This is a genomic window from Bacillus sp. LB7, from assembly GCF_030449715.1.
Classification (GTDB): domain Bacteria; phylum Bacillota; class Bacilli; order Bacillales; family Bacillaceae; genus Bacillus; species Bacillus paralicheniformis.
This window is the reverse complement of sequence record NZ_JASGCA010000025.1, coordinates 1-21,882: the sequence shown is the minus strand read 5'-3', so window position 1 is coordinate 21,882 and position 21,882 is coordinate 1. Positions and strand designations below refer to the sequence as shown.

The 21,882-nt window shown below is 43.7% G+C and carries 39 protein-coding genes; 5 read left to right on the top strand and 34 right to left on the bottom strand.

All coding sequences use genetic code 11. The features are described 5' to 3' along the window. Positions 1–43: 43 nt before the first annotated feature. The 23 genes from QMZ64_RS20960 to QMZ64_RS20855 form a co-directional block, all read right to left on the bottom strand. Complete coding sequence (locus QMZ64_RS20960; RefSeq protein ID WP_265627725.1) at positions 44–178, bottom strand: hypothetical protein; 135 nt, start codon at positions 176–178, stop codon at positions 44–46. Next, positions 175–534 carry a hypothetical protein gene (locus tag QMZ64_RS20955; RefSeq protein ID WP_265627726.1) on the bottom strand — a complete coding sequence of 120 codons (360 nt, stop codon included), beginning with the start codon at positions 532–534 and terminating at the stop codon, positions 175–177. The genes QMZ64_RS20960 and QMZ64_RS20955 overlap by 4 nt, the downstream gene beginning before the upstream one ends. Then, positions 519–743 (bottom strand): hypothetical protein, encoded by a 225-nt coding sequence (locus QMZ64_RS20950; RefSeq protein ID WP_265627727.1) that lies wholly within the window; start codon positions 741–743, stop codon positions 519–521. The genes QMZ64_RS20955 and QMZ64_RS20950 overlap by 16 nt, the downstream gene beginning before the upstream one ends. A gap of 181 nt (positions 744–924) precedes the next feature. Next, positions 925–1,236, bottom strand: a complete 312-nt coding sequence (locus QMZ64_RS20945) for a hypothetical protein (protein ID WP_265627728.1) — start codon at positions 1,234–1,236, stop codon at positions 925–927. Positions 1,237–1,276: 40 nt separating this feature from the next. Next, positions 1,277–1,525, bottom strand: a complete 249-nt coding sequence (locus QMZ64_RS20940; RefSeq protein ID WP_265627729.1) for a hypothetical protein — start codon at positions 1,523–1,525, stop codon at positions 1,277–1,279. After that, positions 1,522–1,695, bottom strand: coding sequence for a hypothetical protein (locus QMZ64_RS20935; protein ID WP_265627730.1), 174 nt, complete (start codon positions 1,693–1,695; stop codon positions 1,522–1,524). Before QMZ64_RS20935 ends, QMZ64_RS20940 begins: the two co-directional genes overlap by 4 nt. After that, positions 1,692–1,937 (bottom strand): hypothetical protein, encoded by a 246-nt coding sequence (locus QMZ64_RS20930; RefSeq protein ID WP_265627731.1) that lies wholly within the window; start codon positions 1,935–1,937, stop codon positions 1,692–1,694. The genes QMZ64_RS20935 and QMZ64_RS20930 overlap by 4 nt, the downstream gene beginning before the upstream one ends. Then, positions 1,934–2,131, bottom strand: coding sequence for a hypothetical protein (locus tag QMZ64_RS20925; protein WP_265627732.1), 198 nt, complete (start codon positions 2,129–2,131; stop codon positions 1,934–1,936). The genes QMZ64_RS20930 and QMZ64_RS20925 overlap by 4 nt, the downstream gene beginning before the upstream one ends. Positions 2,132–2,423: 292 nt before the next feature. Then, positions 2,424–2,666 (bottom strand): hypothetical protein, encoded by a 243-nt coding sequence (locus QMZ64_RS20920; protein ID WP_265627733.1) that lies wholly within the window; start codon positions 2,664–2,666, stop codon positions 2,424–2,426. Positions 2,667–2,751: 85 nt separating this feature from the next. Then, entirely contained in the window at positions 2,752–3,066 is a 315-nt protein-coding gene (locus tag QMZ64_RS20915) for a hypothetical protein (RefSeq protein WP_301441538.1), read from the bottom strand. Further along, positions 3,066–3,245, bottom strand: a complete 180-nt coding sequence (locus QMZ64_RS20910) for a hypothetical protein (RefSeq protein ID WP_265627735.1) — start codon at positions 3,243–3,245, stop codon at positions 3,066–3,068. The genes QMZ64_RS20915 and QMZ64_RS20910 overlap by 1 nt, the downstream gene beginning before the upstream one ends. A gap of 211 nt (positions 3,246–3,456) precedes the next feature. Further along, positions 3,457–3,690: a hypothetical protein gene (locus QMZ64_RS20905; protein ID WP_265627736.1), complete on the bottom strand. Its 234-nt coding sequence runs from the start codon at positions 3,688–3,690 to the stop codon at positions 3,457–3,459. Positions 3,691–3,725: 35 nt separating this feature from the next. Beyond that, complete coding sequence (locus QMZ64_RS20900; protein WP_065643950.1) at positions 3,726–3,926, bottom strand: XtrA/YqaO family protein; 201 nt, start codon at positions 3,924–3,926, stop codon at positions 3,726–3,728. Between the two features lie 72 nt (positions 3,927–3,998). After that, on the bottom strand, positions 3,999–4,148 hold the full coding sequence (locus QMZ64_RS20895) for a BH0509 family protein (protein WP_265627737.1): 150 nt from the start codon (positions 4,146–4,148) through the stop codon (positions 3,999–4,001). Positions 4,149–4,252: 104 nt separating this feature from the next. Then, a complete protein-coding gene (locus tag QMZ64_RS20890) occupies positions 4,253–4,798 on the bottom strand; it encodes a hypothetical protein (RefSeq protein WP_301441537.1) in 546 nt (181 codons plus the stop codon). Then, complete coding sequence (locus QMZ64_RS23410) at positions 4,795–4,953, bottom strand: DUF6906 family protein (protein WP_409365402.1); 159 nt, start codon at positions 4,951–4,953, stop codon at positions 4,795–4,797. The genes QMZ64_RS20890 and QMZ64_RS23410 overlap by 4 nt, the downstream gene beginning before the upstream one ends. Beyond that, positions 4,950–5,108, bottom strand: coding sequence for a hypothetical protein (locus QMZ64_RS20885; protein ID WP_155392279.1), 159 nt, complete (start codon positions 5,106–5,108; stop codon positions 4,950–4,952). The genes QMZ64_RS23410 and QMZ64_RS20885 overlap by 4 nt, the downstream gene beginning before the upstream one ends. Next, positions 5,098–5,946 (bottom strand): ATP-binding protein, encoded by an 849-nt coding sequence (locus QMZ64_RS20880; RefSeq protein WP_265627739.1) that lies wholly within the window; start codon positions 5,944–5,946, stop codon positions 5,098–5,100. The genes QMZ64_RS20885 and QMZ64_RS20880 overlap by 11 nt, the downstream gene beginning before the upstream one ends. Beyond that, the gene (locus QMZ64_RS20875; protein ID WP_265627740.1) at positions 5,906–6,736 is read right to left on the bottom strand and encodes a phage replisome organizer N-terminal domain-containing protein; all 831 of its coding nucleotides are present in this window, start codon (positions 6,734–6,736) and stop codon (positions 5,906–5,908) included. The genes QMZ64_RS20880 and QMZ64_RS20875 overlap by 41 nt, the downstream gene beginning before the upstream one ends. Beyond that, the gene (locus QMZ64_RS20870; RefSeq protein ID WP_277686374.1) at positions 6,729–6,950 is read right to left on the bottom strand and encodes a hypothetical protein; all 222 of its coding nucleotides are present in this window, start codon (positions 6,948–6,950) and stop codon (positions 6,729–6,731) included. The genes QMZ64_RS20875 and QMZ64_RS20870 overlap by 8 nt, the downstream gene beginning before the upstream one ends. 105 nt (positions 6,951–7,055) lie before the next feature. After that, a complete protein-coding gene (locus QMZ64_RS20865; protein ID WP_265627741.1) occupies positions 7,056–7,757 on the bottom strand; it encodes a Rha family transcriptional regulator in 702 nt (233 codons plus the stop codon). 21 nt (positions 7,758–7,778) lie between these two features. Next, positions 7,779–7,970, bottom strand: coding sequence for a helix-turn-helix domain-containing protein (locus QMZ64_RS20860; protein ID WP_065643945.1), 192 nt, complete (start codon positions 7,968–7,970; stop codon positions 7,779–7,781). Positions 7,971–8,003: 33 nt separating this feature from the next. After that, positions 8,004–8,252, bottom strand: coding sequence for a helix-turn-helix domain-containing protein (locus QMZ64_RS20855; RefSeq protein ID WP_043054093.1), 249 nt, complete (start codon positions 8,250–8,252; stop codon positions 8,004–8,006). Positions 8,253–8,417: 165 nt separating this feature from the next. Here QMZ64_RS20855 and QMZ64_RS20850 point away from each other — a divergent pair, with 165 nt between their 5' ends. Together QMZ64_RS20850 and QMZ64_RS20845 are read left to right on the top strand one after the other, a co-directional pair. Continuing rightward, entirely contained in the window at positions 8,418–9,050 is a 633-nt protein-coding gene (locus tag QMZ64_RS20850) for a LexA family protein (protein WP_265627742.1), read from the top strand. A gap of 13 nt (positions 9,051–9,063) precedes the next feature. Next, positions 9,064–10,281, top strand: coding sequence for a site-specific integrase (locus QMZ64_RS20845; protein WP_265627743.1), 1,218 nt, complete (start codon positions 9,064–9,066; stop codon positions 10,279–10,281). Positions 10,282–10,362: 81 nt separating this feature from the next. Here QMZ64_RS20845 and groL read toward each other — a convergent pair whose 3' ends face one another. Next, positions 10,363–12,000, bottom strand: a complete 1,638-nt coding sequence (groL, locus tag QMZ64_RS20840) for a chaperonin GroEL (RefSeq protein WP_265627744.1) — start codon at positions 11,998–12,000, stop codon at positions 10,363–10,365. Positions 12,001–12,044: 44 nt separating this feature from the next. Next, positions 12,045–12,329, bottom strand: coding sequence for a co-chaperone GroES (gene groES, locus QMZ64_RS20835; RefSeq protein ID WP_003179248.1), 285 nt, complete (start codon positions 12,327–12,329; stop codon positions 12,045–12,047). 225 nt (positions 12,330–12,554) lie between these two features. Here groES and QMZ64_RS20830 point away from each other — a divergent pair, with 225 nt between their 5' ends. Beyond that, positions 12,555–13,289, top strand: a complete 735-nt coding sequence (locus QMZ64_RS20830; protein ID WP_265627745.1) for a CPBP family intramembrane glutamic endopeptidase — start codon at positions 12,555–12,557, stop codon at positions 13,287–13,289. Next, on the top strand, positions 13,289–13,480 hold the full coding sequence (locus QMZ64_RS20825; protein WP_243944559.1) for a YdiK family protein: 192 nt from the start codon (positions 13,289–13,291) through the stop codon (positions 13,478–13,480). The genes QMZ64_RS20830 and QMZ64_RS20825 overlap by 1 nt, the downstream gene beginning before the upstream one ends. A gap of 44 nt (positions 13,481–13,524) precedes the next feature. On the opposite strand, the gene tatC is transcribed toward QMZ64_RS20825, so the two are convergent. From tatC to moaC, 4 genes are read right to left on the bottom strand one after another with little or no spacing between them, the layout of a single operon-like run. Beyond that, positions 13,525–14,301, bottom strand: coding sequence for a twin-arginine translocase subunit TatC (gene tatC / locus QMZ64_RS20820; RefSeq protein ID WP_265627746.1), 777 nt, complete (start codon positions 14,299–14,301; stop codon positions 13,525–13,527). Between the two features lie 6 nt (positions 14,302–14,307). Continuing rightward, positions 14,308–14,481, bottom strand: coding sequence for a twin-arginine translocase TatA/TatE family subunit (locus tag QMZ64_RS20815; RefSeq protein ID WP_020450330.1), 174 nt, complete (start codon positions 14,479–14,481; stop codon positions 14,308–14,310). A 38-nt stretch (positions 14,482–14,519) separates the two neighbouring features. Further along, entirely contained in the window at positions 14,520–15,164 is a 645-nt protein-coding gene (locus QMZ64_RS20810) for a redox-sensing transcriptional repressor Rex (RefSeq protein WP_035337111.1), read from the bottom strand. 3 nt (positions 15,165–15,167) lie between these two features. Then, positions 15,168–15,674 carry a cyclic pyranopterin monophosphate synthase MoaC gene (moaC, locus tag QMZ64_RS20805; protein WP_265627747.1) on the bottom strand — a complete coding sequence of 169 codons (507 nt, stop codon included), beginning with the start codon at positions 15,672–15,674 and terminating at the stop codon, positions 15,168–15,170. A 146-nt stretch (positions 15,675–15,820) separates the two neighbouring features. On the opposite strand from moaC, the gene QMZ64_RS20800 reads away from it, so the two are divergent. Beyond that, positions 15,821–17,746: an ABC-F family ATP-binding cassette domain-containing protein gene (locus QMZ64_RS20800; RefSeq protein WP_265627748.1), complete on the top strand. Its 1,926-nt coding sequence runs from the start codon at positions 15,821–15,823 to the stop codon at positions 17,744–17,746. Positions 17,747–17,985: 239 nt separating this feature from the next. Here QMZ64_RS20800 and tsaD read toward each other — a convergent pair whose 3' ends face one another. From tsaD to thiL, 5 genes are read right to left on the bottom strand one after another with little or no spacing between them, the layout of a single operon-like run. Then, entirely contained in the window at positions 17,986–19,011 is a 1,026-nt protein-coding gene (tsaD, locus tag QMZ64_RS20795) for a tRNA (adenosine(37)-N6)-threonylcarbamoyltransferase complex transferase subunit TsaD (RefSeq protein ID WP_265627749.1), read from the bottom strand. Beyond that, positions 19,001–19,459: a ribosomal protein S18-alanine N-acetyltransferase gene (gene rimI, locus QMZ64_RS20790; RefSeq protein ID WP_243944569.1), complete on the bottom strand. Its 459-nt coding sequence runs from the start codon at positions 19,457–19,459 to the stop codon at positions 19,001–19,003. Before rimI ends, tsaD begins: the two co-directional genes overlap by 11 nt. 12 nt (positions 19,460–19,471) lie before the next feature. Next, entirely contained in the window at positions 19,472–20,161 is a 690-nt protein-coding gene (gene tsaB, locus QMZ64_RS20785) for a tRNA (adenosine(37)-N6)-threonylcarbamoyltransferase complex dimerization subunit type 1 TsaB (RefSeq protein ID WP_243944571.1), read from the bottom strand. Next, positions 20,142–20,618, bottom strand: coding sequence for a tRNA (adenosine(37)-N6)-threonylcarbamoyltransferase complex ATPase subunit type 1 TsaE (gene tsaE / locus QMZ64_RS20780; protein ID WP_243944573.1), 477 nt, complete (start codon positions 20,616–20,618; stop codon positions 20,142–20,144). Before tsaE ends, tsaB begins: the two co-directional genes overlap by 20 nt. 8 nt (positions 20,619–20,626) lie before the next feature. After that, positions 20,627–21,610 (bottom strand): thiamine-phosphate kinase, encoded by a 984-nt coding sequence (thiL, locus tag QMZ64_RS20775; protein ID WP_265627750.1) that lies wholly within the window; start codon positions 21,608–21,610, stop codon positions 20,627–20,629. Positions 21,611–21,882 lie beyond the last annotated feature (272 nt).

The following is a 21,882-nucleotide window of genomic DNA, read 5'->3' as shown; positions in this document are numbered from 1 at the left end:
CTGTAAGTTCAGTGTCCGCAGGTATTCCATCTAGGACATTATTCTATTTCCGTCCGCCGACGGTTTTCATCAAATTGTCTTGCAGCCAGAACATGAGGTATAATCTGCCGTTCGCCCCATACTTTCGGTCAAAAATATCAATGGCTTGCTCCAAAACGGCCTTGTAATCCTGTTTCATAGCGTTTCCCCCTTCCGGCGGACAACTTGATAAGATACTCTGATCAACCCGTCATGCGTGTAACTGTGAGCCTTCACGATTTCTTCATCCGGGCCAAGTTCTAAAATATGCGTTCCCACCCGAAATTCGATTTTAAAATCTTCTTTCATGAATCCCACGTCTACAGGATAGTTGAAGATTTTCCATTTGGTTTTCTCTCCTTCTTCGTCATCTTTTCCGACGATGGCTAATAGGTCCAAATGGTCCCGGACTAATCTTCTTTTCACATCCGGCCGCAAGTTGATTTTCTTAACTTCGAAACCGTGTTCCAGAATCTCTTGAATTCCCCGCCTTGCTTCTCTTAGAATATCGGCCATTCGTCATCCTCCTCGTCATCTTCATCCACTTCAAACTGTTCCTTATAGCTATCCCAACCGCAACGGCATTTGAAAGCACACCAGCCGCCTTCCTCAATCGACCTCCGTAATAACTTCCCTGTTCTCGCAGAACGTTCATATTGAAAAGTTTCCTCTCCATACTCGATGATCTGCTTATTCCCGCATTCCGGGCATTCTGTGTAATTCATCCCTCATTCTCCTTACCGACTCCGGCCTATATTCAGCCTATTCTCCAATCTTATGCCACCATCCGCACTTTTTACATTCAGCAAGATTGCTCCACCTTCGATATGTTCGCCAATATTTAAAATGAAACACCCTGCAATATAGCTCTCTCATTTCCTCACCTTCCCGGCTCCGGCCGCTGTTTTAATTAGTGATTGGCTCATACACCATATTCAGTATTTCGTTATACCAAAAATCGTTATCAAAATCTGTTGATAAATGAGTTGCTACTGCTTCTTCTGATAACGGTTCATATACAAAGAAGTGCCCGTTTGTTGTGTTATAAGCAATTTGTCTAGGAATGCCGTCATTACTTTCGACTTGACCATACATATCTCTTAAATAAATCCAATCGCTTCCCGCCTTATCAAACTTTTCTGTATCGACTACCCATCCTTGAATTTTTGCATTTAATATTACATCATCTAGTTTTTTATTACCGCCGAATTTTTTCATCCTTCATTCTCCTTCCCGGCGCTCGGAGCGCCTATAAATTTTAATTTATCAACTGCGGCAAGATCACTATTGCCGTGAACAGCCCGGCAACCCCAAGTATCGGCAACAGAGAAGATTGTTTCGGAGCATAGGCAACGTTGCCTTTAATCGCCAGCCCTTCTGTTCGCTCTATGATCGATTTCACGTAATCCGGGTGAAGTGCGTACATATTAGCCAGCTCATCAATGGTCATCATGTTTTCCCGCTGCGCCTTGATTGTATGGAGTAATGAAGATTGTAAAAGTGTCATTCCTTCATCGCCTCTTCTATTTTTCTTAAATCATCCGAATCTATCGCAACATCTTGGATTCCGCAGAAAGGGCAAAAAATTTCGGAAGGACATTCAGGCATTTCTAAAAAAAACCATTCCTCACAGTCCGCGCAATAGTATTTAAATAACTCATCATTCACTCTTGTCATTCCGCGCCCTCCTTAACCAATTTCATTCTGCCTTTGAAATCTTCCTCGCGTCTTAAATAATCGCGAGCGCTTCTGTAACTGGGGAACCATAAATGCATTTTGCCGCTGATTGGGCTATCTATAGTTAAATCAAAATCACCGTATGGGCCTTCTTCTATGGTGTATGTGTAATTGCCATCTTTCGCCATCCATTTTTTCACCGCGCTGACAATGCCGCTCCAAACTATGCGCGCTGTGTTCATTCCTCCCCCTCCAATTCATCAAGCATGATCCGCGCTTCTTCATCGTCCGCATTTCGCGCAATGGCACCACTCAAGCAACATTTATGAACCGGTGTGTCGAATTCTATTGAAAAGCCCAAATCGTCGCCATCTTTTCCGCCGCAATACCAACACCCATGCCCTAAAGCTAAAGCCGTTTTCAACATCCCCTCCATAATCAGACGCCTCCAAATACCGCTCTTAATGAATCGCTCAAACTTGCTGGTCGTATGATCATCGATCTTCTTACCGGGATCCCAACATAGTAGATTGATCGCGTTTCCTTCACGAACTGTTTTCCTTCCTCTTCGAATCTTTCAAGTGTGAGAACGTCCTTGATAAGTCCACAATACCGAGAATTAACTTGTTGTTTTTTGATTTTCATTTTGTTACCTCCCGTCATCTTGTAACCATTGTTCGATCTGTTTTTCCCTGTATCCGGCCTGTAGTATGATCGACAGCAGCGCTTTAATCACTTTCATTTTCAAAACTCCAACCGCCGTCTATCTGTTCATCTGCCCATTCTTCATAGAGGCGACTTAGTTCCCAAGAAATCTCTTCTTCTGTAACTTCTTCATTTTCTCCGCAGATACCGAGTTCGCCTAATGTACGCGTTTCTTCAATTGTTATGCTGCTGTGCGTGGCTAAACCTATTGAGAAGTTGACCTTTGTGTTTGCATTGAACATTTTCATCCCGCCCGTTCCCTTCATATCAACTTCCACCATTCAAACACTTTTTTCTGTTCCTTCTTTTTCCGCCCGAGCAGCCGGACGATGAGTCTTTTGATCTTCTGCATTAGTCATCAGTCCCCCAATCATTCCGCTTTTTAATGACGTTGAATTGCGCTTCTGTCAGATCGATATGAACAGGGTCATAATTTTCTTTGATGTCCATAGCATCTACCCAATCTAAAAACTGCAGCATATGAAAAAAGCTATCTACGTCATCATCTGTCGGCCTTTCTTTGTCTTTTCTCACCAAACATAAGGCGTCCTCTATGTTTGTAACGTCCAAGTTTTCATCTGACCAGTCGCCGCAATCTGGCCCATCACACAAATACCTTTTTTCTTTGCCTTTCGCTTTAAATGCTATCACTGGAATTGTTTTCATTATTTGATTTCCTCCTTTTTGACAATCTCAAGTAGATAAATTATTTCGGGTTCGCCCGTATTACGTTCTGAAACGGCCTTTTTACCTCTCTCGTAGTCTCGTTTTGCTTCTTCTTCATCTTTATAAAACTCCATTTCGTTCCAGACTGTGTCGAATACTGCATATTTAAAGCCGCTCATCCCTCTACCTCCTGAATGGATTTTTTGATAGATCGCAACGCTTGATCTGCAATTTTTTTGACATCCACTTTCCTGTAACAATCTCTTTCGTTGGTATCGCACAACGGGATTTTTATATTCATGTTCGCTTGCTCATAGGTTTTATAAGTCCCTGTTTTTCGGTTACACATAACACAGGGCTTTCTGTCCGTTGAAGAAGTATGCCATACTTTCATTTCGCATCACCGCCCGTCTGTTCCCAATGGATGACAACATCGTTTGAATAAATCCGTAAGAAATCCCCTGAATCAAAGCGGACCTCAAAACCGCCCTCGTTATGTGAATAAGCATTCCGATTATCTACAATATTTGTGACAGTCGCCATCTTTGTGAAGCCTGGCGGCTTATATTTTTGACCAATCATATATGTTTCAGAATTAAAGGTTATTGTCTTTGCTTTAAACATTCCGTTCCTCCCCCGCAGGGGAAAGCCCCTGCAAATTAATTGAATTTGTGTGATGATTCAAGATTAATCCGTGAAAAGTCACCTTTAAATGTTTCGATGATCGTTCTGCCGTGTTCCGGTGCCTGTGCTTCATAAGCCTTTCCGTTCAAGCCATCTAAAACAATGACAGTGACCTTCCCGTCTTGAATTTTGCTTGATAAATCTTGATTGACGTTGATCTCTTTAGGACTGTTCACCAGCCGCACCCCCGTGTTAAAATAAAAGTGTTGGGTTTTTATTTTCCGGGGCTTTTAATAGCTCTGGTTTTTTTATGCAAAGATTTCATCCGTCTGCCTGAGCATAGCCAGGTTAAAAAGCTTTTCAATTTCCTCATCACTTTTGCTTTTAAGTGATTCCTTCCCGTATCTTTCAATCAAATTAATCCATTCGATTTTTTCCATTCGCTCTTGTTCTGTCATAAAGATTTCACCTCTTTAAAAGATTTTTCAAAGCGGCATTTTTGTAACGCTTTGGACAATGTTCAAACCTGATAATCACTAAAAGCTGCTGTAAGGATGCTTTTTCAAACGATAATCTTGCACCGCCTTTTTTCTTGTTCAGATGCTTCCTCACCTAAAAGCCCCCCATTTCGCGGCTGAATCATTCCCTTGTTCCCCTGATCAATGACGAGGAACAATAATTCTTCTATTTCTCTTTTGAAGGATTTGGCTATTTTGATAATGGACTGACCCCGATCCCACAAATCTCTAAACCTATAAAGCTCCTGATCATACCAGATAAAATTATTTTCAAGGAACGGGATATAAACAGGGCTTTCACAGAATAGCTGTCTTACTCCGTTCTTTTTAATCATCCTTTGGGGACCGATCCATATTCTCGGATTCGCGGCTATACCGTAAGGCCTGTGAGGCAGAATCCTTCTTTTTGCAAGGTCCACAATCAGAATCAAAAGCTCGTCCGGTTTTCTTCTCAGAAGATCGGCAGCGTCATATAATGATTTGCCGTCATACCAGTAATCTATCAATTTACAAAGCTGGACATATGACCATTCATAATTTAAGCTATCCAAGGCAATTTCTAAACGATCAGCGCGGTCAGTCTTTTTCACGCCCAACACTCCCGCACGGTACCGGTATGACGGTGAACAACTAGTAATCTCTGTTCATGCTGTAGATTCTTTGATATAAGCCAGTTCTCAGGGTTTAAACCGTTCTTTTTGATGATTTTCTTTTGCGAGCGTGTTGGTCGCTTTCCGTGTTTCATGCTTTATCCCTCCGTACATTTGACCAATAGGCCAGTAGATTTTCGAGCTTTGTTTCAAGCTCCTTCAATCCTTGTTTGAGTTCCTCTGGTGTTTTGTTGGTTTCAAGATGCCCCCACACCCCAGGCATGATCGGTTTTAATTCCTTACCATCCACTTGTCGCCACCTCCAAACGATTATCTGGTCCTTGAATTTTAATGACTTTGGCGCCGGTTAAAGAGCGTGAAACAATTCGCCCGCCGTGCTGCCCATACTTATTTTTTAAATCCTGGCTGTTGTAGTTGGTTGTGATGATCGTCGGCGCGTGTTCCCGTGATTCCACAATAGACAGCATTAAATCAGCACCCCAAGATTCCTCACCGCCTTTGTCCTTTTTGACATACTCCGCGCCCAAATCATCAATGACGAGAAAATCCGATTTTTCAATGTTTTGCAAAATGCCTTCCTCAGTTTCTTTTGATCGTTCGCCGTAAGCGTTTCGTATCCGGCGCAGTAGCATTTTTGTATTGATGAATGCCGCCTTCTTACCGAGAGATTTTATATACATGGCAGCGCTGTGGGCTAAATGGCTTTTGCCGACTCCGTAAGACCCCTGTAGCATGAGAGAATCAAAGCCCTCCCATTGTCCAAAATTCTCCGCATACCATTTGATTTTAGAAAAGGCGGCAATTTGTGATTCCGTAGCAGTTTTCAAAGGGTAATTTTCGAATGTTTTATCTCTCGTGTCCGGCGGGATAAGGCTGTTATTCCAGAAGAAAGCTTCCGCCTCGGATTGCCGCTTGAACTCATTCATTTCTTTTTCCAACCCTTTGTTATCACAGGTCAAACAATGGCTGATTTCTTTTTCTCCCTTGCGGTAAATAGGAACTTCAGTCCCGCAATCAGGGCATATGCGCGTGCCGATCTTCTCGGGAATCAAATGAGCCAGGCTTTTAAACTTAGGGCTAATCGTTTTAAAAGAGGCCCGAGTATTGGTCTTCTGTTCCTGGATCAATGCGGCTTCCCCCTTTTGGCTTTTGATTACGATAGTTCTCAAACTTAGTACCGAACAGCGTTTCAGGTCTTAAATACTTGTCCATATCAGAACCGCGCCATTCTTCCCATTTAACTAAAATGACATGTTTAAAGTCGTCAAATCGATTGCCTTCATTCCAGCGTGCCTTAATTAAAGACCTGGTTTTTGCTGTAGTATGTCTGTACTTTGTTCCAGCGACTTTGTTTAAAAGGTCAATGATCAGTTTGTAAGGAATTTCATCTTTTTCAGAAGATACGTCGTCGGGTTTACCCGACAATATATTATTTTCTTTATCTATATCTTTATCTAATTCTTTATCTATTTCTGTTGCGTGACTGTCACGTGAAGTCACGTGACTTTCATTTGAAGGAGCACTTAAAACCTTTTGTTTTGCCCTTTGCCGCTGCTTCCTGATCCTATTTTGTTCGCGTATTTTCTCCATTCCTTCGATATTTTGGTGCTTTTCCCAATTTGAAATATTAATGAAATTATGTTCATCTATCTCAATCATGCCGAACCGCTGAAATGTCTGTAATGCCATTCTTACGATCGGTAACGGACGATTGAAAATAGTCGCCAGCATTTCGTCCGTATACGGAATATTTTTGCTCAGGAAGATATAGCCTGACGCATTGGTTTTCCCAGCCTGGGCCAGCAGCTTGACCCATATGATTAAAATGGTGTCAGCCTCCGGCATCTGTTCGATTAGTTTGATTTTTTCGTCTTCAAACATTTGCGTACTTAGCTTAATCCACTTGACCTCAGCCATTTGCTTTCAGCCCTTCCGACTTGGTTAAAGGCCAAACTGATTTTTTCCCATTGACAATTACAGAGCCGAGAGCATTGTCTTTGCGTTCATTTTGGATGATGGTACCACCTTGCTGTCTTAGCTTGTCCAAAGCCTGATTGTGTGTTTGGATGGATTCACTGATTACGACATGAATTTGATTGTTTAGCCATACATAGCTGACAAAAAACATCATCAATCCTCCTTTTTTGTAAGGGCGTCCAGTTTTACCGACTCCCTTTATGTGAGTCCGCAAGTTTGCGGACTAAAATTTTTTCCCTACCTGGGAAACCCCCGGCACTTATGCCGATTGACTTCCGTTAAAAATCGGTCTCCATCCTTCAATGAAGCTCATCGCTTCTTCAAAGTCTTTTTGCAGGATGTTCGGATAGGCGTTTACTCTGTACGCATCTTTTAGGTTCTTCCATAATGCTGCATAAACTCTTCTCGTCGTTTCATAGTTTTTTTTGTCTACCATATCCTCGTTCCAGAGCTTATGCACACGTTTGTTGACTGCGTTTCTCATGGCTTGCTGCTGTGAATAATCAAGCGTTAATTTTTTATCCATATCATGCCGAAGTTGCTTTATGTCTTCTTTCATTCCGTCAACATCTTCGTTTAATTGAATCGTTAATTTCATGTTGGCAAGTATGCTTTCTTTTGCGTTCATCGCTTTTGGTTGTTGCTGGTTCTGGATGTATTCTTTCATCCGTTTAAATTCTTGAATGAATTTAATTTTGGTTTGAACAGCTTCCTTTGTGTTGTAACCGAACACAACCAATGTGAATGCCTCTTCGGTTAGGTCATATTTTGGATATTGTTTACCACGTACTTCATAATTTGACGGCGCAAAATTGCGCTGTGAAAACTCTTCGCCTGCATAGTCCATTTGAATACGGATATCTCTCAAAACGTCTTTATGCTGTTTATCAAACGTTTCAGCGATTATCAAACTGTCTGTAACAGCAATATTTTCTTTATTGAAAACTAATTGATTTTCCATCTATATGACCTCCTAAAAATTTCAGTTTTCAGCTTCCATTCTTTTTATCCATTCTAAATATGCTTCTCGGCGAATCCGCCTGCTGTTACCACTTTTAAAACTTGGCAAATCGCCAGATGTACAACGTTGATAAACAGTATTTGGATGCCATCCCATAAACTCTGCAACTTGCTTAACAGTAAGTATTGGCGGCAATTGATCAATTATTTGCATAGTATTAAAATCTCCTTTCACCCTCATGTACCTTTAAACGGTAGTTAATTGCAAATTTTTTTCTTCTTCATCGTAAGCCCCGTCATTCACAATGGGTAATTTGATTATGTCTTCAGGCAAGTCATAAACTTCTGCAGCTTTCTTAAGACGATAACCGGGAATAGCAGTAATACCTTTTTCATAATTCCGCAGAGTTTTTGGTGTTATGCCAATCTCTTTAGCAGCTTGTGCTTGGCTTAAGCCCGCATTGACCCTAGCTGCAGCTAAAGTTATTTTAATCAACACTTTTAACTCCTTTCATTATTCTATGCTCTCAATATACTACCTTTAAAAGTTACCGTCAATACCTTTTAACATTATTTTTACCGAAAATAAGTAGTTTTATTCTTTACATACTTACCGTTTTTAGGTACTATAATAAGGAAGAAATTAAGGAGGAAAATTAAAATGATCGATATTCAAAAACTAAAGGAAATCATGGCAAACAATTTAAAAAAACAATTAAAACGTAAGGGAATATCTCAAACTATGATGGCTCGAGATTTAAATATTCCAGAAATGACCGTATCTAACTGGGTTAAAGGAAAAACATATCCTAGGCCGGACAAAATTCAATTAATGGCTGATTATTTCGGGATTACTCGTACTCAATTGACAGAAGAATCCCCATCCAATCTCACTCCTATTGCACCACAAACAGTGCCAATTCCTGTACTAGGAACAATTGCTTGTGGTGAACCGATATTAGCCGAAGAAAATGTAACTGAATATGTGTATGAGTCTCCTGATCAACTACCAAGTGGTAATCTATTTTATCTAAAGGCAAAAGGGACAAGCATGGAACCAACGATCCCTGACGGATCATACGTATTAGTACGCGAACAACCGGAAGTAGAGAATGGGGAAATAGCTGCCGTACTTGTTAACGGCGACACCGAAGCTACCCTGAAGAGAATTAAGCGCCAAGGAGATATAGTAATTTTGATGCCGGATAATCCGAATTACAGTCCTTATATTATCACCCCGGAAAACCCAGCTAGAATCATCGGACAAGCGATACAATTCACACAAAAGTTGTAAAGGATGATGAATAATGAAAGGATCATTTAGGCGTCGTGGCTGTAAGTGCAAAAAGAAACGGTGTACCTGTGGCGCAAAGTGGTACTATCGGTATGATATTGTTGATCCGACTACTGGTAAGCGTAAACAAAAAGAAGTTGGAGGGTTTAGAACAAAGGCAGAAGCCGAAGAGGAAGCTAAACGAATCCAATATGAGCTACTGCAAGGAACCTATATTGAAGAGAAAGAAATTACATTCGAAGAGTTCTCTAAAGAATGGCTGATCTGGTATGAAAACACAGGGAAAGTAAAGGTAAGTACAATAAGGGTTCGTAAGCATGAAATCAGTCGTTTGATGGACTATTTTCAGCATTTGAAGATGAAGGATATAACACGCAAGCAATATCAAGAGGCGCTCAATGACTTAAAAGCGAGAGGATATGCAGAAAATACAATCGACGGTGCCCACCGAACCGGGAGAATGATCTTTAAACGTGCGATTGAACTTGAAGTGATCAAAACCAATCCAACCGAATATACGATTGTCCCGAAAGTTCAAAAAACCGTTGAGGAATTAGAGCGAGAAAAAGAATTACCAAAATATTTAGAGAAAGAAGAACTTGCACAATTTCTCTCTATTATCCCGGATCATCAAATGGATATTCGTGACTATCCCATATTCTTAACGCTTGCCTATACAGGCATGAGAGCTGGAGAACTTTGTGCTTTAAAATGGAGCGACATCGACTTTGAAGAACAAACTATAAGCATTACAAAAACGTATTACAACCCACGAAATGTCATAAAAGAATACGAATTACTTACTCCAAAAACAAAAAAATCTAAACGTGTGATAGATGTTACGAAAAATGTCCTGATCGAGCTTGATCAGCTTAGAAAAGTTCAAAAAGAAGTGCAAATGAAACACCGCAAGACGTATCATAATGAAGGGTTTGTTTTTGCTCAATTGGATGAAGTAAATGCAGGGTATCCGGCTTATGTGAAGTTAATTGAAATACGTATGAAAAGATTGCTTAAAATTGCCAATTTAAATCCATCACTAACCCCACATTCATTAAGACACACTCATACCTCTCTGCTGGCTGAAGCAGGGGTTAGCTTGGAACAAATTATGGATCGTTTGGGACACACTGATGATGATACAACCAAAAATATTTATTTGCATATCACTAAGCCAAAAAAGAAAGAAGCTTCCCACAAGTTCAGTGAACTCATGAGAAGCTTACTTTAATCTGTCTACCGTGGGCAAAATGTGGGCAAAAACTCCACGAGAGGTAGGGAAAACTTGATATAATAAGCTTTTAAAAACCTATTACATCATGCCGCCCATGCCACCCATTCCGCCCATGTCAGGCATTCCTGCGCCGCCGCCTTTGTTTTCTTCAGGCTTGTCGGCAACAACTGCTTCAGTTGTCAGGAACATAGCCGCTACAGAAGCTGCGTTTTGCAGAGCTGAACGTGTAACTTTTGTAGGGTCAACGATACCTTTGTCGATCATGTTCACCCATTCGCCTGTTGCAGCGTTGTAGCCTACGCCAATGGCTTCGCCTTTCAGGCGCTCAACGATGACAGATCCTTCAAGACCCGCATTGTGCGCGATTTGACGGATTGGTTCTTCAAGAGCGCGAAGAACGATGTTGATACCAGTCAGTTCGTCGCCTTCAGCTTCAAGGGCAGCTACTTTATTGTAAACATTGACAAGAGCTGTACCACCGCCGGATACGATTCCTTCTTCTACCGCAGCGCGAGTAGAGTTCAGGGCGTCTTCGATGCGAAGCTTGCGTTCTTTCAATTCTGTTTCAGTCGCAGCGCCGACTTTGATGACAGCTACGCCGCCGGCAAGCTTAGCAAGGCGCTCTTGTAATTTTTCTTTATCGAACTCAGAAGTTGTTTCTTCAACTTGAGCGCGGATTTGGTTGACGCGTGCAGCGATTTGCTCTGTATCTCCCGCACCTTCAACGATTGTTGTGTTTTCTTTTGTCACAACAACTTTAGAAGCGCGTCCCAATTGGTTGATTTGAGTTGATTTAAGGTCAAGACCTAAATCTTCTGTGATCACTTCGGCACCTGTCAGGATAGAGATGTCTTCGAGCATCGCTTTGCGGCGGTCGCCGAATCCAGGCGCTTTAACAGCCACTGCGTTGAATGTTCCGCGAAGCTTGTTGACAACCAATGTTGCAAGAGCTTCACCTTCAACGTCTTCAGCAATCAGAAGCAATGGCTTGCCTTGCTGAACGACTTGCTCAAGCACCGGCAGGATTTCTTGAATGTTTGTGATTTTTTTGTCTGTTACTAAGATGTACGGATTTTCAAGAACCGCTTCCATCTTATCGGAATCTGTCACCATGTAAGGAGACGCATATCCGCGGTCGAACTGCATACCTTCAACCACTTCAAGCTCTGTTGTGAATCCTTTGGATTCTTCGATTGTGATGACGCCGTCGTTGCCAACGCGCTCCATTGCTTCAGCGATCAGGCTTCCGACTTCTTCGTCAGCAGCGGAGATTGAAGCAACTTGTGCGATTGATTCTTTGCCTTCGATTGGTTTGGAGATTTCTTTCAGGCTTTCAACCGCTACAGCCACAGCCTGCTCGATACCTTTGCGCACGCCTACAGGGTTAGCGCCGGCAGTTACGTTTTTAAGACCTTCGCGAATCATCGCCTGAGCTAGAACTGTCGCTGTTGTTGTACCGTCACCGGCAACATCGTTTGTTTTGCTCGCAACTTCAGCAACAAGCTTTGCGCCCATGTTTTCGAACGCGTCTTCAAGCTCGATTTCTTTCGCGATGGTAACACCGTCGTTTGTGATTAATGGAGAACCGAATTTTTTCTCAAGAACGACGTTGCGTCCTTTAGGTCCCAAAGTTACCTTTACAGCATCCGCCAATGCATCTACACCGCGCAGCATTGAACGGCGGGCTTCTTCGCTAAACTTAATATCTTTTGCCATATTATTCGAACCTCCTATATAATTGTCTCGTTTTTATTTATGACTTAGCCGATTACAGCTAAAATGTCGCTTTCACGCAAGATTAAGTAGTCAGTACCTTCATATTTCACTTCGGTACCTGCATATTTTGAGAAGATGATGCGGTCGCCTGTTTTAACTTCTAATGCAACGCGCTCTCCGCTCTCTAACACACGGCCTGAACCGGCTGCAACCACTTTACCCTCTTGTGGTTTTTCTTTTGCGGAGTCAGGAAGTACGATTCCGCTGGCAGTTTTTTCTTCAGACTCAACGAGCTCAATGACAACGCGATCACCTAATGGCTTTAACAATGAAACAACCTCCTCAATATTTTCATATGTAATTTTAGCACTCGCACTCGGTGAGTGCTAACACAATTCTTATAATAAAGAATCTCCCAGGCAATTTCAAGTGAAAAGGTCAAATTTTTTTGCGCTTACATTTCTCCGCATATCCTTATCATCCTATAATTTAAAAAGAGTGTGTTACAATAAACATAGTCTGATTTAGATTTTTAGAAAAGGAGTACATAAAGCTTGAGAAAACAATACTGGTTTATTATATTGGCATACGTTCTCATGCAATTGTCGGCCTTTGTCGGCTTGCCTCTTCTCTACTTCTTGGGAGTGGGCAAAGGACAGCCAAAGGCTGAAGCCCAGCTTACATTGACAGGCGTCTGGTCTGTCATCGCGTTTACCCTCTGTCTCGTTATCGTGCTGCTGATTTTGCGGACGGTGCCGAAGACGACGCTTCGCAACCGTCCGAAAGCATCGGTTGGAGCGTCAATCGGATGGGCGGTAGCCGGCGTCTTTCTCGCTTTGTTTGCGCAGACAATTGCCGCTTCGATCGAAATGAACTTGTTCGGGGTCAATCCGGAATCCGAAAATACGCAGCGGATCATGGAAATCATCACCGCATTGCCGCTGATGGTGTTTGTCTCTTCTGTATTCGGTCCGATTCTTGAAGAAATCATTTTCAGAAAGATCATTTTCGGTGCGATCTATGAGAAAACGAATTTTTTCGTTGCCGCTCTGTTCAGTTCGGTGCTCTTCTCGGTCGTCCATTTGGATTTCAGCCATCTGCTCATTTATACGGCAATGGGATTCACATTCGCCTTTTTATATGTCAGGACCAACCGGATTATCGTGCCCATTTTCGCCCATGTCGCCATGAATACTTTCGTCGTCTTGCTGCAGACATTCCGGGAGCCTATTGAAGAATATTTGAAACACGTCGAGAAAATGCAAATGATTATTGGAGGATTTCTATGATGAGAAGCCCTACATTCTGGGGAGCGCTTTACTTATTAACGGGTGTGCTGTTTACGTATCTGGCGGCAACCTCGCCCGGAAACATGTGGTCTTTTTATACGATCCTGCTGATGCTTTTCGCAGCCTATAATATCAGCATTTCCTTTAAAATGTTCGCCCTTGCCGGAAAGATGAAGCGAAAGGATCAATAGCCTTTTTTGTGAAGGAAAAGAGCCATTCTGAAAAAGAATGGCTCTTATTTTGTATGGTCGTTCAAAAACGCTTGATTTTCCTCTTGAATCATTGTTTTTTGCGCCTGCCTGTAGGATATTCTTGAAATCACGATACTGACTTCATAAAGAATGAGCAATGGCACTGAGACCATTAAATGCGACAAAAGCTCAGGCGGTGTAATGAGCGCCGCAATGACGAACAACACAAAATATGCGTATTTTCTGATTTTCGCCAAAAACATCGGCGTCACGAGGCCGAGCCTTGTGATAAACATGATGACCACAGGCATCTGAAACAATAAGCCAAAAGGAAGCGTCAACTGAAGCAGAAACTGAAAATATTCGTGTATACCGATGACCTGGTTGACATTCAGGTCATCTGAGACTCTCGTCATAAAGTCCACGACAAACGGAAATAAAATAAAGTAAGAAAAGGCAATGCCGCCTAAAAAAAGAATAATCGATACCGGAATGTAGCTGAGCGTCACTTTTCGTTCTTTTTCATACAGCCCCGGGCTGATGAAAGCCCACAGCTGGTATAAAACAAGCGGCGAAGTCAAGACGGCGCCGATGATGAACGCGAACTGCACGTACACAAATAAAGGATCGGTCAGCTTGAACGCGTTAAGCGTCAGCAGCTTCGCTTCATCTGTCTGCTGTAAATAGATAATCAGCGGCTTTGCCAATAAAAAGCCTGCCGCAACAAATAAAACAAAAAAGAAAAAAGTGATCACAAGCCGTCTGCGTAGTTCTGTGATATGTTCTATCAGCGACATTTCTCTTTCCTTCATAAATGTCATCCTATCCTACTGATCTTCTTTCTTTTTATCGGAATCGTCGTCAGCCAAACCTTTTGTCGCATTTTTAAACTCCCTCAGCGTGTTTCCCGCCGCTCTTCCCAGCTCGGGAAGTTTTTTCGGGCCGAATATCAAAAGCGCCACCACGACAATTAAAATAAAGCTTCCAGGACCGATTGGCATAAAGCCTGCCCCCTTTCCTTTATTTTTCGTTTTCCGTTTTACTTTTCCTGCATTGAATAATGTTTCATGAAATACACCAGCGACTGAAGTTCAACCGCCAAATCTATATGATGAATGCGAATGTGTTCCGGCACATTCAAGCGGGCCGGCGTAAAATTAAGAATGCCTTTAATGCCAAGCGCCACCAGCCTGTCTGTAATCGACTGTGCGGCTTGAGCCGGAACCGTCAAAATGGCGACGGGGATATCATCCGTCATATGCTCTTCAAGCCTATTCAGATCATAGACGGGAACGCCCCCGACCTCGGTTCCGATCTTTTCCTCATTGATGTCAAACGCCATGGCGATTTTTGTATTATTGTTTTTGATAAAATTGTAATGGAGAAAGGCTGTCCCCAAATTCCCCACGCCAATGAGCGTTACGTTCGTCATTTCATCCTGATCAAGCGTCTTTCTGAAAAAGGACAGCAAATAATTGACATTGTAGCCGTATCCTTTTTTTCCGAGCGCGCCGAAGTACGAGAAATCCCTGCGGATGGTCGCGGAATCGACTTTGACGGCATCGCTCAGCTCAGCGGAAGATACACGCTGTTTTCCGGATGCATGAAGGTTTTTTAAAAAACGATAATATAATGGCAACCTTTTCGCTGTCGCTTGCGGAATTTTTGAATGATCCATGTTCATAAACTAATCCTCCATGTCTACATCAGCTTTTTCCCTTTTATAGTCACCGTTTTTCCCGCCTGTCTTTTCGAGAAGATAGGTCGGTCCTATCACCATTCCCTTATCCGCCGCTTTGCACATGTCATATACGGTCAGCGCACATATGGAGGCCGAAGTTAACGCTTCCATTTCCACACCTGTGCTCCCTTTGGTCTTCACTTTAGATTGAATATGCAGGATGCTCTTCTGTTCTTTCTCCTCCCAGCGAAAGGCGATGTCGACTCCTTTCAGAGCGATGGGATGGCACATCGGGATGATGGCGGATGTCTGTTTTGCGGCCATGATTCCGGCCACTTGCGCCACCGCCAATACATCGCCTTTTCCGATTTCCCGGTTTTTGATTTTTTCATGTACTGTTCGATTCATAGACACGCTTGAAACAGCCGCAGCTGTACGTACTGAAGCTTCCTTTTCGCTTATATCAACCATCTTGGCTCTGCCTTGTTCATTAAAATGTGTAAACTCATTCATGTTCTGAACTCTCCTTATAACGATCATACACTATTTTTTTCATTCTGTCTTTTTCTTTGGCTAAAATCTTCCAGACTTCACTTAATTGTTTGCTGACTGCGCAGTGATAGGCTACACTTAAAATAGCAGACAAGAGGTGAAAGATCATGATGATTTTACAAGTGAACCAGCTTTCAAAATCGTTTGGAGCAGATACGATTTTAACGAATATAAAACTCGAAGTCAGATCTCGGGACCGGATTGCAATCGTCGGACGCAACGGCGCCGGAAAATCGACTCTTCTAAAGATTATCGCAGGAAAACTTTCATATGAAAAGGGGGACATCATCAAGCCGAAAGATTTGACGATGGGCTACCTTGACCAGCATTCCGGCCTCGATTCCAAGCTGACGCTCAAAGAGGAATTGCTGTCGGTATTTGATTTTCTAAAAAAAATGGAAAAAGAAATGCGCGCGATCGAGGAAAAGATGGCGCAGGCCGGACCGGACACGCTTGAATCGTTGATGAAGACGTATGACAGGCTTCAGCAGGAGTTCAAGGACAAAGGCGGCTACCAATATGAGGCAGAGGTCAGATCCGTCATGCACGGGCTCGGCTTTGCGGGATTTGACGACTCCGTCCGCGTCCAGGATTTAAGCGGAGGTCAAAAAACAAGGCTTGCCCTCGGAAAAATGCTTTTGACAAAACCCGACCTCCTCATCTTGGACGAACCGACAAACCACTTGGATATCGACACCCTGACATGGCTTGAACAATATTTGCAAAACTACAGCGGAGCGATTTTAATCGTTTCCCATGACAGGTACTTTCTTGACAAAGTGGTTACCCAAGTTTACGAGATCAGCCGGTCCCAAAGCAAAAAATATACCGGGAACTACAGCTCTTATCTCCAATTAAAAGCCGAACAGCTGGAAAAGGAAACAAAGCTTTACGAAAAGCAGCAGGACGAAATCGCCAAGCTGCAGGAGTTCGTCGACCGGAATCTGGCCAGAGCTTCGACGACGAAACGAGCGCAGAGCAGACGAAAGCAGCTTGAACGGATGGAGATTATGGACAAACCGCTCGGAGATGAAAAGTCGGCGTCTTTCCGCTTTGAAATTACAAGGCAAAGCGGAAACGATGTACTGCGGGTGGAAGACTTGACAGTAAGCTATCAGGAGCAGCCCCCGCTTCTCCGTTCATTGAACTTTCGCATTACCCGCGGGGAAAGCGTTGCCCTGGTCGGGCCGAACGGAATTGGCAAGTCAACCCTTTTGAAAGCATTGATTCAAAAGCTGCAGCCGGTGTCGGGAACAATCGCGACAGGCTCCCATGTCTCAATCGGCTACTATGACCAGGAACAGGCTGAATTGACGTCGTCAAAACGTGTGCTTGACGAACTTTGGGACGATTATCCGGAGATGAATGAAAAGGATATCCGGACCTGCCTCGGCAACTTCCTGTTTTCGGGAGAAGACGTATTAAAACCTGTACACGCGTTAAGCGGAGGCGAAAAAGCGAGACTTGCCCTCGCCAAGCTGATGCTGCAAAAAGCGAACTTCCTTATCCTTGATGAGCCGACAAACCATCTCGACCTGGACAGCAAGGAAGTCTTGGAGAACGCTTTGATCGATTACCCGGGAACGATATTATTTGTGTCCCATGACCGCTATTTTATCAACCGGATCGCGACAAAAGTACTGGAGCTTTCCCGCGACAAAGCCGAAGAATATTTAGGCGACTACGATTATTACACAGAAAAAAAAGCGCAGCAGCTTGAACTGAAAGAACTAGAAAAACAGACGGAAGACCGTCAGAATAACGCTTCCGAAAAACCGGGCGCAAAAAAGAGCTATGAAGAAGAAAAAGAGCTGAAAAGAAAAGAACGCCAGCGGCAGCGCAGGATTGAAGAAATCGAAACAAGAATTACGGACATTGAAGAACAGATCGAAAAGAATGAAGAGCTCCTGTGCGACCCCGCCGTCTTCCAAGACCATGAGAAGGTCCAGGAAATCCACTCTGAAAATGAACGGCTGAATGAGGAGCTTGAACAACTGTTATCAGAATGGGAAACACTCTCTACAAATGAATAAAGGCTGAACCGCTCTAGGCCGGAGCGGTTTTTTTGTCCACAATTAAAATCCTTTATTTAAAAGAAAGAAAGCGATTTACCCACAATATCCACAAAAAACATAATATTTATACACATTATTAACAGGTAAAAAAGGTCTGTAAATTAAGGTTTTTAACATTATACACAAGACTGTGGATATATGTTAACAACCTGTTAATAACTATTCCCGGGCAAAAAAACCTCACAGAGCGTGAGGTTTTAATAAGACGTCAGATCTAAGCCGGGCTGACCGTTCATATCATATTTTCCTCTGATTCCTTTTTCAAAAGCAACCGTACCTGCGGCGGCAATCATCGCGGCATTGTCCGTACACAGCGAAAGCGGCGGGATCAAAAGCTCAATCTCCGGATGGCTGCTGAACGTTTTTTCGAGCGCCGCTCTCAGCCCTTTGTTTGCAGCAACTCCTCCGGCAAGCAGCACCTGTTTGACCCCATAAGCTTTCGCAGCACGTTCCGTTTTTGTGACGAGGACATCAATGACGCTTTCCTGAAAGCTGGCTGACAAATCTTCCGGAGCGATCGTTTCACCTTTTTGCGAAGCGTTGTGAAGCGTGTTGATGACTGCGGACTTCAATCCGCTGAAGCTGAAATGATAAGAACCTTCTTCAAGCCATGCGCGCGGCAGCGGCACATTTGCCTCGCCTTTTTGCGCAAGTTTGTCAATGTGAGGTCCTCCCGGATAAGGAAGCCCCATCGTTCTCGCCACTTTGTCATAGGCTTCGCCTGCCGCATCGTCAAGCGTCTCTCCGATGACTTCAAATGAGCCGTGCTCTTTCATATACACGAGTTCGGTGTGGCCGCCTGAGACGACAAGGGCAATCGCCGGAAATTGAATGTCCTGAACAAGTCTGTTGGCATAGATGTGACCGGCAATGTGATGGACGCCTACGAGCGGTATCCCCCGGGCAAAACTGAGCGCTTTCGCGGCATTCACGCCGATCAATAAAGCGCCGACAAGCCCCGGTCCTTCCGTTACTGCGATGGCATCAATGTCATCAAATGTCATGTCCGCTTGTGCAAAGGCTTCCTCAAGCACGATCGTCATCTGTTCCACGTGATGCCTTGATGCGATCTCGGGAACGACGCCGCCAAACCGTTTATGACTCTCGATTTGCGACGCTACGACATTTGACATGATATCCGTTCCGTTTTTGACAATCGCGGCGGCCGTCTCGTCACAGCTTGTTTCGATTCCTAATACATACAGATCTTTTTTATGATTCATTTAGTCTCACCCACATTAATAATGCATCTTCCCCATTATCGGTATAATAATTTTTGCGAATTCCTCCCGGCTCAAAGCCGAGCTTTTTGTATAAGCTTTGTGCAATATGATTCGATACCCTCACCTCTAAAGAAAGCTGAACCGCCTTTTTCATCCGGCAAAGCTTCATCGCGGCTTTCAAAAGAGCTTCTCCGAAACGGCGGCCCCGATATGCAGGGGAAACGGCAATGTTGGTGATCTGGGCGTCATCCATGACGATCCAAATCCCGCAGTAGCCGACAACTTGCTCCTCAACTTCGAGAACGAGGTAATGTGCATACATATTGTGAAAAAGCTCATGATGAAAAGATTCTTTTTTCCACGGAGAAGAAAAAGAGCTTTTTTCAATTTCAAAAACCTGGTCCAAATCTTTTCGATTCATATCGCGTATGACCATTTGCGTGTTCATGGCTTCACCCGTTTACTTTTGTTTTTCAAGCCAGACGGCCTCGGCTTCGGCCAGACGAATATAGTTTGGAACAACGCTGTGCACAGGCTCGGCCTCTTTAAGTTCTCCGATTAAAGCCAATTCTGAAGGTCGTGGAAGCTGCAGGGCAGGGCCAGCAATGACCGCTTGTTCACCGAGAATCTGTTCGATCATTTCCTGATGAATCTCTGTGTCACTTCCTATGAAAAGGACTTGCTGATCCATGGCTTTCAGCTTTTTAAGCCAATCCTCAAGCAGAATGTTTTGGTCCTCTTCCAAGCCATGCAGTTTGCCGTCCCTATACTGGTATAGTCCCGTATAAACCTGACCGCGTCTGGCATCGAACAACGGACAAATCAAGCCTTGGAAAAAACGGCCGTTTGCCGCCAACACTTCTAGGCTTGAAACGGTTTTAATCGGAATATTTAATGACCATGCAAGCGTTTTGGCAATCGTAACACCGATCCGCACGCCTGTATATGAACCCGGACCTTTGGCAACTGCAATTTGGGTCAGGTCATTCGGCTCTAGACCGCACTCTTTTAGGAGTTCATCGATCGCCGGCATAGCTCTGACCGAATGGTTTTTCTTTAAGTGGGATATATGCTCGGCTATCACTTTTCCGTCTTTAATTAATGCCACACCGAGCGTTAAATTGGATGTATCAATCGCAAGTATCGTCATGTTTGCTGATCTCCTCGCAAAGATTTTCGTAGCGGCTGCCTTTAGGGGTAAAGGTCAGCTTTCGTTCATCATCGCCAAGCCGCTTAATGACCACCTCAAGGCGTTCTTTCGGAAGCTGCTCCTCAATCAAATGCGCCCATTCCACAAGGCAGACGCCGTCTCCCTCAAAATATTCATCTAATCCGAGATCTTCCGTTTCATCTTCCATTCTGTAAACATCCATATGAAACAGCGGAAGAGAGCCGTCCCGGTATTCTTTGATGATGGTAAAAGTCGGGCTGCTGACAACCCGCTTGATTCCGAGCCCTTCGGCAAATCCTTTCGTAAAAGTCGTTTTGCCTGCTCCAAGATCGCCCTCCAATGTGATGACATCACCGGGCTGAACATACTTTGCTGCCAGTCTGGCAATGTCTTTTGTCTCTTCAGGCTCTGTCGTTTTCCACTCTAACGTTTTCACTTTACTTGTCACCTGTCTTGTTTAAAATGGTTATATCCTTTTTTTTCGAGAAGAACGCGGCCCTGTCCATTATGATAAAACACGTCCGCCTGCCCTTGTTGTGTAACGCGGCCGATTTGATAAACCGGCACATGACGCTCAGAGCATTCCTGGCTAAAACGTTCCCATTGATCATTAGAAATCGTACCGACGAGTTCAAAATCCTCACCGCCGAAAAGGACCCACTCTTCCCATTTTGTGTGCAATGTATGTAAATCCGAATGGATTGGAATCAACTCTTTATATATGTCAATGGAAACACGGCTCGCTTCGGCAATTTCATTTAATTCGCTGGCAAGTCCGTCGCTGATATCATTAAGTGCCACATGATGATAGCGTGAACAGAGCAAACCTGCCTCAACCCTCGGCATAGGCCTCTTGTGCCGCTTTATAAAATATTGAGACTGCTTCTCGTCTTTCATCTCTGCTTGGCCCAATATAAAAGCCAGACCGGCAGCAGATGAGCCAAGTTCTCCCGTCACAAAAACGACATCCCCGGGTTCGGCATGGCTTCTTAAACAAGATCTGCCCTTTTCAATCTCGCCGATTACTGTTACGGTCAAAACGAGCGGCCCGTTGGCAGATACGGTGTCACCGCCGATTAAGTCCATTTGATATAGTGTCGCCAGTTTATTCATTTCTTCATACATGGCTTCAATATCCGCCGCGCGCCAGCCGGAAGGAACAGCGATGGATACAAGATAATACTTGGGGCTGCCTCCCATCGCGGCAATATCACTAATATTCACAGCCAATGCTTTATATCCGATATCGGCAGGCGATGAATGGGATGATAAAAAATGAATACCATCGACCATCGTATCGACCGCAACAATCTCCTGATAACCGTTCTTTGTATGATAAACAGCGGCATCGTCCCCAATACCGATTTCTATTTCCCGGTGAAAAAGCGAACGGGGCGTAATCCTTTGAATCAATTCAAATTCGTCCATAAGATCATTTGCTCCTTTGCTGTTGCAACCAATCAAAACACTATCATTAGTTTATCGAATTATCACCAATTATCCAAGAAATAAAGAAATTCGGCAAACATTGTGAATAACGCCGATGAAGCCAAGCTTTCAGCATAGACCTGAAAGAAGACATAAAAAAAAACGAAAACCTCAAAGATTTCGTTTGTGTACAACATGGCGGTCCGGACGGGACTCGAACCCGCGACCTCCTGCGTGACAGGCAGGCATTCTAACCAACTGAACTACCGGAC